The sequence below is a fragment of the Thiofractor thiocamini genome (assembly GCF_055384375.1).
Genome location: NZ_AP042389.1, coordinates 424,157 through 436,377 on the forward strand (window position 1 = coordinate 424,157; position 12,221 = coordinate 436,377).

A 12,221-nucleotide genomic window follows, 5' to 3' on the forward strand; every position below is an offset into this window, starting at 1 on the left:
CCTTTTTGTAAAATAATTTTTGGTATTATATCAAGTTATTATAAAATTATCCCAAAGGTCTGAAATTATGTCAGTTAGTAAAGCGGTATTTAGACAAGAGTGCAAAGAGAAGCTTTTAAAAAGTTCAAAAATTTCAAAATATTATAAAGATAAAATGGTTGAAAAACATTTGGAAAAGATCATCGATGCTTGTAAACCAAAAAATATCTTGACGTATATACCTTTTGGATTTGAGCCGGATATAGTAACTTTTATAAACAAACAAAGAAAAAAATGTAACATATTTGTTCCATTTATGGAAGGTGTCAGTTTTAAAATTGTAAAATATAGATTGCCATTATGTGAAAAAAGATTTTCTATAAAAGAACCGGGCAACTCTTTTTTTAAGTTCGTAAGAGTTGATATAGCTATAGTCCCTGTCTTAGGAGTTGGCAAGGATTATAAAAGAGTAGGTTTTGGCAAAGGTATGTATGACAGGTATTTTGCAAGTCTTGATTACAAACCGATAATTATATTTGTGCAGATTGAAAAATGTTTTAATAAAAATGCTACTACTGATAAATATGACATACAATCTGATTATTATATAACTCCTAAAAAAATTTATATAACAAGGGGAAAGAGATATGATAGTAGAGATATCATTAGCTGCGGCAAGTCTCATCGTAGGAGGAGTTTTAGGAGCATTAGTCCAAAAAAAGTTAGAGTCTTCAAAATTTGAAGTTTATGAAGCAGGAGCAAGAGCGAAAGCAAAAGCGATAGAACATGAAGCTGAACTGGTTTTAAGAAATGCAAACCTTAAAGCAAAAGACCTTGAACTTGAAGCAAAAAACAAGTTTGAAGAGGAAGCCAGAGAGTTAAGAAAAGAGTATGAGCAAAAACTAGCTCAGCTTGAAAAGAAAGATAACGCTTTAAACGATCTTTTCAAAGATGAGCTTAAAAATATAACAAAAGAAAAAGATGAGATAAAAGCTATAAAAAAAGATGTGGAAGAAAAATCCAAAGAAGTTGAAGAGCTTAAAAACGAGTACAGACAAAAACTAAACGAAGCACTGAAAGTACTTGAAAGATCAGCCGGGCTTACCGAAAGCGAAGCGAAAGAGATAGTTCTAAAAAAAGTTGAAGAAAACTCCAGAGCCGATATAGCCCACATAGTTAGAAAATATGAAGAAAAAGCGAAACAGGAAGCCAAGAAAAAAGCCAATTTCATTATAGCTCAGGCTACTACAAGATATGCAGGAGATTATGCCGCCGAGAGACTTATAAATGTCGTCAGCCTTCCAAATGATGATCTAAAGGGAAGGATCATAGGAAAAGAGGGAAGAAACATAAAAACCCTTGAAATGCTTTTAGGAGTTGATGTTATCATAGACGATACCCCGGGTGCTATTATACTTAGCAGTTTTAACCTCTATAGAAGAGCGATAGCAACGAAAGTGATAGAGCTATTGGTTGAAGACGGCAGGATCCAACCGGCTAGGATAGAAGATATATATGAGAAAGTAAAAGCCGAATTCGATCAAAGTCTCATGGATGAAGGACAAGAGATAGTAGTGGATATGGGGCTAACTAAAATACATCCAGAAATCGTAAAACTCATAGGAAGACTCAAATTTCGTGCAAGTTACGGTCAAAATGCACTTGGACACTCTTTGGAAGTTGCCCATCTTGCCGGTATCATTGCGGCTGAACTTGGAGGGGATGAGCAACTTGCCAAAAGAGCGGGACTTTTGCATGATATAGGAAAAGCGTTGACTCATGATTTTGCCGGAAGTCATGTGGATCTTGGTGCTGATCTTTGTAAAAGATACAAAGAACATCCTGTAGTCATAAATGCTATCTATGCACACCACGGACACGAAGAGCCAACAAGTATAGAATCAGCCGCAGTTTGTGCTGCCGATACTCTAAGTGCCGCAAGACCTGGTGCTAGAAGAGAAGTACTTGAAGCATTCTTAAAAAGAGTCCAGGAGATCGAAGAGATAGCAACTTCAAAAGAGGGTATAAAACAAGCTTATGCCATAAACGCAGGAAGAGAAGTAAGAGTCATAGCAAATGCTAAACTTGTTAACGATGATGAAGCTGTGCTTATATCTAAAGAGATAGCCAAGGAGATAGAAGAAAAAGTCCAATATCCCGGCGAAATCAAAGTAAATGTCATAAGAGAGTTAAGAGCCGTGGGATATGCAAGATAATATAACATGGAGGGGCTTTCACTAGATATTTTTCAAAATTTGGCAAAAAGAGCATGGAAAATTTCATGGGTTTTTGTTTTATATTCAGTAGTATCATTTTTGATACTACTGAATATAATAATAGTCAAAAAACTTTATATTTTAGATAATATTGATAAGCTTTCACAAAATTACACAAATTTTATTACCGCATTATTTGATTCTTCATTTTTATCATTTATCTTTTTTGTTGTTATGTATGTACTTCGAGGTGATTCGGATTTGACTATAAAAAAATTACGAGAAAATTTTTACAAAAGTGCCTTTAAGAGAGTAAAAGAGGTATTTGCCTTCAGGTTCGATACACAAAACCTGAATTTTGAAAATGATATAAAAAAGCTTATACAGTACAATGGAAAGTTTAAAAAAAATGATGTCATACATACGGTAAGCTTGGACAATTTAAAGTCTGTTTATGTGGATGGGATAGATTCTTTGTATGTGTATTATCAGATAAATAAAACGCAATACATACTATACAGCATATGGCATTCTGGGGATTTCATAGCGATAGCAGTCGCACTTAAAAAAGAGTTCGGCGTTTCCAAAGACGAGTTTGATAAAACCTTGGAAGAAGCACTCAATCTTGAAGGTGCGAAATACACTAAAAATACAAGAGATGATTTTCTTTGGTTCGATGTAAAGTATGACATCAGTGAAGATTTTTTATTTAACAATATAGAAAAAGAGAGAATTTCAAGAAAAGTCGCCCATATAGTTACCATAAGCATACCTCACTTGATGGAGAAAATGGGATGGATGAAGTTCTAATCCTTTTTAGCGGAGGTCTTGAGAGTACTTCGTTGATAGAGTACTTCAAAATGTCAAAATATGACATAGAGCTTCTTTATATACAAAGCGGATATACATGGGAAAATACCGAGCTTTCATATGCAAAAAAAATCGCAAACTTTTATGACTTGCCATTGAATGTCATAAAGTGTACATTTGGTGTAAAGCAGCTTGGTTTTGTCGAATGCAAAGAAGACAATATCATCCCTACAAGAAACCTGACCCTAACAACTATGGCTGCAAATCATGCACTTTCAAAGGATATCTTCAACATAGCTATGGGGCTTTTTGGTGACAAAGATTATCCTGATACTTCAAGAGAGTACCTGGATAAGATAGAGCATCTCATATCTATCAGTTCATCCAAAAGTTTTAAGATACTCACCCCTTTTTATGAAAAAACTAAAGGTGTGATCTATGACACATATAAAGATAAAATCCCCATAAACTTTGTCTTTTCCTGTGCAAATCCTGTAAATGGCAAAAGATGCGGTAAGTGCTATAAGTGTAAATCTTTCAATGAGGCAATACAAAACCATGACAAAGTACTGACCGAATAAAGCTTTCTAACGGTTCTAAAATTTAAAAGGATTTGCAAGGATGCAAATCCAAATTTTAGCCCGGGAGTTATTGCAGGATGCAATTTTGAGAATGAGTGTAAAAGTTTTATTTGGTCAGTGCCTATAACAAATAAAATCTACATAAAAATAATATTATGATATAATAGCGTCCTTATTAGGAGTAATTTTGTTGAAAAATATTTTTATATACATATTTATAGCTTTTGTTTTTTTCGGATGTGGCGATGAAAATACTAAAAAACCGTTACGTATAGTTTCAAATGCATGGATAGGATATGCCCCTTTGTTTTATGCACAAGAGAAGGGATATCTAAAAAAATTAAACATAAAAGTCATACCGGTTGTATCTCTTGCGGAAGCCATGGATACATTTATGGTCGGAAAAGCCGATATGCTAACTTCCACTCAGCATGAGTACCGTAAGATAAAAAAACAGTTTAAAACGCTTGAGCCGGTCATCTTGCTAGATAGATCATACGGTGGGGATATGATACTTTCCAATAAAACCACGAAAGAGTTAAAACAAAGTAGTACGATAGATGCATATCTGGAAGTTGACAGTATCAATATGGATATATTGGACGATTTTTTAAAAAAGACAGGCATATCCAAAAAAAATATCATTTTCCACAACAATGACCAGTCATCTTTGCAATCTTTAGGTTGCAGATCAAAACCAACCATTATAGTTACTTATGTGCCTTATGACATGACATTTAAAAAAGAGGGGTATTTTGAAGTTGCATCGACAAGAAATCTTGACACCATAGTCGTTATAGATGCACTGTGTGCCACAAAAGATATAGTTCAAAGATATAAAAGTAGACTTTATGAGCTAAAAAAAGTCATAGACAGATCCATTGTAGAATTGACAAATGATAAAAAAAATTCATACAAGATTGTATCACCCTATCTTGACAATATATCCTACAAGGATTATGTAAATTCGTTTAAAACTATAAAGTGGATAAACAATCCTGATAAAAATATCATGAATGTCATAAAACAGCTTGGATACGAAGAGGATGGTTTGATTAAGGGCGCCTCTAAAACCCCTATGCACCAATAGAAGTCAAAGAAAGGATAAGATTTTGCAAGAGAAATTTGAAGTACTAGCCATAGCTAATTCGAAAATTTATCTTGTGAAAGATTGTCCTTTATTTGACTTCCCTTCGGGCATTATGAGGTTTCCCATCTACTTCGTTAAACTTTTTTGGATTATTAGAATAGTCCTGCAAAAGTTTGCCTTGTATATGAAAAACCTCATAATGCTATTGGTGCATAGGGGTTTTAGAGGAGCCCTTAAGTGAAGCGCAAGATATCCATAAGATTTTTTATCTTTCTTTTTTTATTGGTGATGGGGTTGGCGGAGATAGTTTCTCTTTATAAATTTTATCAGAAAGAGAAAAGTGTCATTGGTCATTTGGCATCTTTATCAGTAAAAGACAGCATTTTGAACATATATCATATCACTAAAAAAACTTTAGAGAGTGATAACGATATAAATGCCGCAAAAGTAAAGCTTGACAATATAAAGATAAGCAATGATTTTATAAAAAATATCATCATAACGGATGAAAACGGTAAAGTATTGTATTCATCTCTTAGATCAAATATAACCATACCAAAAAATATATGTAACAATATAAGAAAATACAACAAAAGCAATATTTTTTCATTTGATGCCTGCAAAAAAGATATGGAGTTGTATAGAGGCATAAAAAAGTATCTGTATCATCTTTATATCATAACGGACAATAAATATATCAGCAAACTTGTAGCAGATGCCCTGCAAGAGTCATTGGAGTATTTTTTAGTTGTAGGCATCGTCATGCTTGGACTGCTTTGGATATTTTTTGAGAGAGATATCATAACTCCTTTGGAAAAACTAAGGCAGTTTGCATACTATCATGCACAAAAGCCAAAAGAGTTTTTTATAAAAGAGCTTGAAAGCATCAGGTATTCTTTAGGTTTGACTTTCAACAGACTTGAAAAAGAGCAGCAGGAGCTATATAATCTCTCCACAAAAGATTCATTAAGCGGTTTATATAACAGACTGAGCCTTTTTGAGAAAATAGATTGGCTCATTTCCAAATCAAAAAGAGATGGAGACAGGTTTGCGATATTGTTTATAGATTTGGATGATTTTAAAAATATCAACGACTTTTTGGGACATGATGTAGGAGACGAAGTTTTAAAGATAGTTGCAAACTCCATTCAAAATTCTGTTAGAGATATAGATTTTGTCGCAAGGATCGGTGGAGACGAATTTGTTGTTGTTTTGCCAAAATATGAAAACAATATGCAAATCGTAGAAGTTGCAGATAGGATTATCAAAAATGTATCAAGCCCTATAAGTATAAATGATAAGAGTTTCAGTGTCGGTGCCAGTATAGGTATAGTCACCTATCCAAAAGACGGGGAAGATAAAACCGAGCTTATAAAACATGCGGATATAGCCATGTACAAGGCAAAAGAGTCCGGGAAAAATCAATTTTATTTTTTCACAAGAAAATTAAATGAAACTCTACATGAAAAGATAAATATCCAGCAAAAGATAAAAAAAGCTTTAAAGAAAGATTATTTTGAACTTTATTATCAGCCAAAAATCGACATACAAAGCCAAAAAGTCATAGGTTGTGAAGCACTTATAAGATGGAACGATCCTCTGCTTGGTTTTGTAACACCTGATAAATTCATCCCGATTGCCGAAGAAAACGGATATATAGTCGAAATAGGCGAATGGGTTTTAAGAGAATCTGCAAAACAGGTTAAAAAGTGGGAAAATTCTCCTTTAAGGGATATTAAGCTCTCTTTTAATGTATCCGCAAAACAGTTTCAAGATATACATTTTTATGAAAAGGTTTATAAATACACAAAAGATATGTGTACTAAAAAACTAGATATCGAGATAACGGAGTCTGCATTTTTGGATAATACGCAAAAAAATATAGAAATCATAGAAAAGATCAAAGACCTTGGTATTACTTTTTCACTCGATGACTTTGGAACCGGGTATTCGTCACTCTCTTATCTAAGAGATATACCTATAGACACCATAAAGATAGATAAAAGTTTTTTGGATATTTTCGATAGTGAAAGCGGTAAATCATTTATAAAGATGATCATAAATATAGGTAAAATACTCTCTATGAAAGTTGTTGCAGAGGGTGTCGAGAAAAAAGAACAGGTTGATTTTTTAAAGGCAAACAAGTGTGATATATATCAGGGGTATTACTTTTCAAAACCTCTCAAGCTAAAAGAGTTCGAAGAGCTTGCTATGAAACATTTATGATGCGTTTTTAAAAACCGTTATCAAAGAAGCTTTATCTTGCCTGCTGATTTTACCGCCTTTTAAAATTTTGCAGTACAAACCTCTGTGATTTTTTATGATTTTAGGTAAGTGTTTGTGAAATATACCAAGATGCGAACAAAGAGTACATTTTTCAGTGATTTGAAGTTGGGTTTGACCTACTTGGAGGATATCTCCTATATTAAAAAGATGTGGATCGAAGTCGAAAAGTATATTTTCCCCGTAACTTCCATAGACGAGTTCTATGCCGTTTTCTTTAGCTATATCGTAGGATTTAAGACCGATGATCATAACACTTTTATCTATATCATCTCCGGCAAATTTATCATTTAAAATGCCATGATCTTTTATGAGTTGCAACTCTTTCACTTTTGGTCTTGGAAGTCCGCTAACTCCCTTTGGAGCACTGAAAATATCTATAACTTTTCCTAAACTGTCCATATATCCCCATTTGATTTTTTAAGACATTATACTGATTTATTATAATAAAATCAAATATTTTATATAGTTTATATATAATTTTTTCTAATATATTACTTTTTTACACATTTTGATTTACGGATGGGGGATTTTTATCTTGGAGTTTAAAAGAAAACCTGTCACAATGATAAGTAACAGTATGATAAAACTGTTTTGTATAATCAAAAAGTACCACAAAAGATAATATATCCACAAAAGTATGGCACCAAGCGGGGTGGGGACTCCTGTAAAAAATTTGCTTACCTCTCCCGCATCGTTGTGCAGATTAAATACTATAAGCCTTCTTATGCCGCTTATAAAGTAGTATATCAGGACGATTCCAGCAATTATCTCATAAAAAAATCCACTTTTATCAAATATAGCAAAAAAGATGAACATAACGGGTACCAAAACAAAACTGAGTGAATCGGCAAAAGAGTCAAGTTGCACTCCAAATTCTGTTGAAAGGTTATATTTTCTAGCGATTTTGCCGTCAAATATATCAAAAGCACCACCGAACCATGCAAAAAGTGCTGCCCAAAAAAAGTATCCGTGAGTGATAAAGTATATGGCTATAAGACCAAAAGATATATTGGCAAATGTAAAAAGATTTGCCAAGTTGAAGTGGGAGTGTTTATCATATAAAAAATTCATCTGTTTACCTTTTTTAAGTAATTTTCTAACATATCTTGTTCAAATTCGTCATTATTTTTGTATTCGTATCCAAAGCACTCTTTCCACAAAGAGTGAGGTTCCATGCATAGATAAAAAAAGACTTTGCCATGCCAGCTTTTAAATGCCTCGTAAGAGGTTTTAAACATTTCTATCTTCGTTTCAAACGGATAAGAGAGTTTACCCTCCGCATCGGTAAGCGGTATTTGGTGGATTTTGGTTTTAAACTCTCTTGAACGTATCTGTTTTAACACCGGTTTTATAAAAGTTAGAGTTCCAAAAGAGACTAGAGTAACCTCGTCGCTTGAAAAATCATTTTGCAATCTTTTATAAATTTTTGTGTAATCTTCAAGATAATTTTCATACTCTACTATCGGATGAAAATGAAAACCGACCTTTATGCCCTTGTCGGCTACTTTTCTGGCTGATTCTATCCTCTTATCAAGCTTTGCCGTTAAATGCTCTTCGTTTTCTATGATAACAGGAGTATTCAGTGACCAAGTAACTATGACGTTTTTAGGGATATCGTTTTCCAGGAGGTATTTGATATTGTCCGATTTGGTTTTAAGTTCTAGTATGACATTTGGATGTTTTGCGGTAAAATCAAAAATAGCATCAAGCACTCCCTCTTTGTTTCCCCACATCAAAGAGTCCGAGCTTTGGCCGGTGCCTATATGGTATCTTTTGTTTGGGTCTAGTTTGATATCTTTTAATTTTTCTGCAAAATTTTTATCGAAAATGACTTGGTTTTGGTTGTAAAATGATTGGATAGAGCAATACGAACAGTCAAATCCGCAACTCTCTACCGCATCAAGAGTGAAAAGATTGCAACATCTTGTTTTTTCACTTGCAACCGGGCACTGCCCCAAACCCAAAGACTCTTTTTCAAGAGTTTTTGTTTTAACTCCTTTTGGATGATACTCTTTTTTTGTGGAAAAGCTTGAGTAATTGTTTGGTTTGGTTTTTAAATCGTTGTAATTTTTATATAGAGTGTTCAATAGTTTTTTCTTGGTTTGTTTTACATCTTTTATTTCGCCCGTAGGTAAGTTTGTAAACCTAACAATGCTTCCCTCATCCCAAATCTTTATGTCATTTGCTATAAGTATGAGGTTTTTTATCTCGGAAACCGTTAAAAAGAAATCTATGCTGAATTTCGTTATAAAATTCTGCTCTTTTTGAGATAATTTGTAAAAATTGGTATGTTTGATGGCATCGTTGAATTTGTTCAATATATCTGTCTTGTTTTGCATAGGCGTATTGTACTTAAACCCTCTTTTTATCTATCTTAAACAGTTGGGGCTCAATGGTGATATCTGTGGGTATGAAACTATGTTTGTTTTGTACTATATCTTGAATTAAGTTTGCTATATCTTTGGGGTCTATGTAGCTTTGTTCATCTTTACTGGGGCAAAAGTCAAGTTCATCGAAAAAAGGGGTATTTGTTATATCGGGATTTATATTGACAACTTTTATACCGCTCTTTCTTGCTTCGTTAAACAGTGACAAGCCAAAATGTCTAAGTCCTGCTTTTGTTGCACCGTAAACTGCACCTCTGGGAGCCGGCTTGATACCTGAGATGGAGTTGATATTGAAAATAAACCCGTTGTTTTTCTTGATGCTTCTTAAAAATGTTTTGCATAAAAGTAAAGGAGCACTCAAGTTTACCTCTATCATCTTTTCTATATCTTTTATACTTAACTCTTCATGAGGAGCAAACTTCCCGAAGCCGGCACAGTTGATAAGTGTATCTATATCTTTTTTTTTATAACTCTCTAAAAATCTATGCAATTCCTTTTTATTGGAGAGATCACAAACAACAGGTATGAAGTTTTCATCTTCTATATCACATTTTTCAAAGTCTCTGGCGATTCCTGTGACTTGATAACCGATAGAGAGCATAGAACTTGCTATCTCTTTTCCTATGCCGCTGCTTGCACCGCTTATGAGAGCACTTTTCATATATCCTCCATTTTTACAGATATCTTTTAGTTGTTAAAATACAATTATACTATAGCTTAAACAAAAAGTACACATTATACCAATACAATTCTACAAATATATTTGGAGGAAAATCATGAATATCATAAAAAAACCCGACTGGCATATCAGTGAAAACGAAGTAACGGATGAAACACTTTTTGAAAGAAGAAGGGATTTTTTGAAGCTTGGTGTTGCGACTATGGTTTCTGCGTCAGCTGTGATGGAAAAACTCTCAGCCGTGCAAATGACAGATAAAACTCCTCTTCGTTTCAAAAAAACTTCTTTTGGTAAAAACTTAAAGCAAAATACTCTTTATCAAGCAAGCCACTATAACAATTTTTACGAATTTTCTTTAAACAAAAAGGACCCGGTAAGGATGGCTCATACCCTAAAACCAAGTCCATGGGAGATAGAGATAAAAGGTGAAGTTGATAACCCGTTCAAGATAAGTATGGATGAGATACTAAACTCATATCCGCTTGAAGAGAGGATATACAGGTTTAGATGTGTGGAAGCATGGGCTATGGTAGTTCCCTGGATAGGTTTTCCTCTTTCATATATCATAAAAAAGGCAAATCCAAATTCCAAGGCAAAATATGTAAAGTTCACCACATTGTTAGATCCCAAGCAGTTTCCAGATCAATCAAAAAAAGGCAGGTTTGCCAATATACCCTATCCTTATGTCGAAGGGCTTAGGATGGATGAAGCGATGAATGATTTAAGCATACTTGCTGTTGGAATGTATGGAAAAACACTTCCAAATCAAAACGGTGCGCCTTTGAGGCTTATAGTTCCATGGAAGTATGGATTTAAAAGCATAAAATCCATAGTAAGCATAGAGTTTGTACAAAAACAACCTATCAACACATGGAATGCCATCAGCCCCAAAGAGTACGGTTTTTATGCAAATGTCAACCCGAAAGTGGATCATCCAAGATGGTCTCAAGCCAGAGAGAGAAAATTGGGCAGCTTTTTCAAACAAGATACCCTGATGTTCAACGGTTATGAAAAAGAGGTGGCTGATATGTATAAGGATATGGATCTGAGGGTGTTCATATGATAAGAAAAATATCATTGTTTTTACTTTTTTTATCCCCTTTTTTCTATATGGTTTACGGTTTGCAAAGTGCTATAGATCCTATAAAATACATATATACTTGTACAGGCATAACCGCTATAGTACTTTTGATACTGACTTTGTGTATAACTCCACTGAGAAAGATAAAAAATTTTATGAGATATAGACGTTTTACGGGACTTTTTGCACTTTTTTACGCATTTTTACATTTTTTAAACTTTTTCATACTCGATGCCCAGTTCGATATAGGTTTTGTATTAAAAGAGATAATGGATAAGCCTTTTGTGTATCTTGGAATGATATCTCTTGTTGTGCTTCTTTTTATGGGTATCACTTCAACGAAGAGACTTTTTAGGAAGTTCAACAAATGGCACAAAGCGGTGTATATAGTTTTGATACTTGTAACCATTCATGCGTCAATGGCTCAAAAAGTTTTAAGCAGATTCGAATATACCTATATCTTGATGGCTGTTATATTGCTTGGGTACAGGTTGGTTATGACTATAAAAAAGAGAAAGTCGGTTTTTGGCAGGAAAGTATGGTTTAAAAGATTAAATTTGACTCATTGATACACTTTTTTACTAATTCATATATGAAATCATTTGTTATGTAAAAAGTGTCAAGATGGTCCGATATGATCTTGTATATCTTTATATTTTCTTTTTTCGTCAAATTTTTAGAAGCTTTGTAAAAACCGTAGCCCTCCATATCGATAAGTATATCTCTTTTCAAATCTTTTTTGTTTTGTACTACATCATCAAAGGTATATAAAACTTCTCCCTCTGTGTTAAGAACCGTTTTTTTACCGGTTGCCGCTTCGACTATGGATCTTATGTGGCAAAGTGATCCTATCTTTTTAGTGATATCGTTTGAGGCGCAGATACCTATGTTGGTGATGCTTTCTATCTTTTTATCTTTTGCGATATAGGTTGTTGCTATGGCGGAGTTTATCTTCCCCATACCGCTTATGATAAGTGATATGGTATCGTTTTCGTATATCAAAAAAGGTTTCTTTTCTGTTTGTTTGAGATCAAATTTTTCTATCAAAGCTTTAGCTTCGCTAAAAATCGCACATACTATTATTTTCATAGTGTTATCTTATCTTGTTTTTG

Annotated in this window: 13 protein-coding genes; 8 read left to right on the forward strand and 5 right to left on the reverse strand. The window is 33.7% G+C overall.

What is annotated here, in order from left to right; all coding sequences use genetic code 11:
- The first annotated feature begins 67 nt into the window (after positions 1-67).
- The 6 genes from ACZ47B_RS02115 (at position 68) to ACZ47B_RS02140 (ending at position 6,902) form a co-directional block, all read left to right on the forward strand.
- Positions 68-721, forward strand: coding sequence for a 5-formyltetrahydrofolate cyclo-ligase (locus tag ACZ47B_RS02115; protein ID WP_464895030.1), 654 nt, complete (start codon positions 68-70; stop codon positions 719-721).
- Positions 627-2,195 (forward strand): ribonuclease Y, encoded by a 1,569-nt coding sequence (gene rny, locus ACZ47B_RS02120; RefSeq protein WP_464895031.1) that lies wholly within the window; start codon positions 627-629, stop codon positions 2,193-2,195. The genes ACZ47B_RS02115 and rny overlap by 95 nt, the downstream gene beginning before the upstream one ends.
- A 261-nt stretch (positions 2,196-2,456) precedes the next feature.
- Positions 2,457-3,005, forward strand: coding sequence for a hypothetical protein (locus ACZ47B_RS02125; RefSeq protein ID WP_464895032.1), 549 nt, complete (start codon positions 2,457-2,459; stop codon positions 3,003-3,005).
- The gene (locus tag ACZ47B_RS02130; protein ID WP_464895033.1) at positions 2,990-3,586 is read left to right on the forward strand and encodes a 7-cyano-7-deazaguanine synthase; all 597 of its coding nucleotides are present in this window, start codon (positions 2,990-2,992) and stop codon (positions 3,584-3,586) included. Before ACZ47B_RS02125 ends, ACZ47B_RS02130 begins: the two co-directional genes overlap by 16 nt.
- Positions 3,587-3,776: 190 nt before the next feature.
- Entirely contained in the window at positions 3,777-4,676 is a 900-nt protein-coding gene (locus ACZ47B_RS02135; protein WP_464895034.1) for a hypothetical protein, read from the forward strand.
- 237 nt (positions 4,677-4,913) lie between these two features.
- Complete coding sequence (locus ACZ47B_RS02140) at positions 4,914-6,902, forward strand: putative bifunctional diguanylate cyclase/phosphodiesterase (RefSeq protein ID WP_464895035.1); 1,989 nt, start codon at positions 4,914-4,916, stop codon at positions 6,900-6,902.
- Here the strand turns inward: ACZ47B_RS02140 and ACZ47B_RS02145 are convergent.
- From ACZ47B_RS02145 to ACZ47B_RS02160, 4 genes are all read right to left on the reverse strand, one after another.
- Positions 6,897-7,361: an MOSC domain-containing protein gene (locus ACZ47B_RS02145; protein WP_464895036.1), complete on the reverse strand. Its 465-nt coding sequence runs from the start codon at positions 7,359-7,361 to the stop codon at positions 6,897-6,899. The two genes, ACZ47B_RS02140 and ACZ47B_RS02145, sit on opposite strands and share 6 nt — an antisense overlap.
- Before the next feature lie 114 nt (positions 7,362-7,475).
- Positions 7,476-8,033 (reverse strand): CDP-alcohol phosphatidyltransferase family protein, encoded by a 558-nt coding sequence (locus ACZ47B_RS02150; RefSeq protein ID WP_464895037.1) that lies wholly within the window; start codon positions 8,031-8,033, stop codon positions 7,476-7,478.
- Positions 8,030-9,301, reverse strand: a complete 1,272-nt coding sequence (locus ACZ47B_RS02155; protein WP_464895038.1) for an SPL family radical SAM protein — start codon at positions 9,299-9,301, stop codon at positions 8,030-8,032. The genes ACZ47B_RS02150 and ACZ47B_RS02155 overlap by 4 nt, the downstream gene beginning before the upstream one ends.
- A 13-nt stretch (positions 9,302-9,314) precedes the next feature.
- Positions 9,315-10,010 (reverse strand): SDR family NAD(P)-dependent oxidoreductase, encoded by a 696-nt coding sequence (locus ACZ47B_RS02160; protein ID WP_464895039.1) that lies wholly within the window; start codon positions 10,008-10,010, stop codon positions 9,315-9,317.
- Positions 10,011-10,125: 115 nt separating this feature from the next.
- Between ACZ47B_RS02160 and msrP the strand changes: the two genes are divergently transcribed.
- A complete protein-coding gene (msrP, locus tag ACZ47B_RS02165; protein WP_464895040.1) occupies positions 10,126-11,091 on the forward strand; it encodes a protein-methionine-sulfoxide reductase catalytic subunit MsrP in 966 nt (321 codons plus the stop codon).
- Positions 11,088-11,678 (forward strand): protein-methionine-sulfoxide reductase heme-binding subunit MsrQ, encoded by a 591-nt coding sequence (locus ACZ47B_RS02170; RefSeq protein ID WP_464895041.1) that lies wholly within the window; start codon positions 11,088-11,090, stop codon positions 11,676-11,678. The genes msrP and ACZ47B_RS02170 overlap by 4 nt, the downstream gene beginning before the upstream one ends.
- Here the strand turns inward: ACZ47B_RS02170 and ACZ47B_RS02175 are convergent.
- Entirely contained in the window at positions 11,653-12,198 is a 546-nt protein-coding gene (locus ACZ47B_RS02175) for a hypothetical protein (RefSeq protein WP_464895042.1), read from the reverse strand. The genes ACZ47B_RS02170 and ACZ47B_RS02175 overlap by 26 nt on opposite strands.
- Between the last annotated feature and the right edge of the window lie 23 nt (positions 12,199-12,221).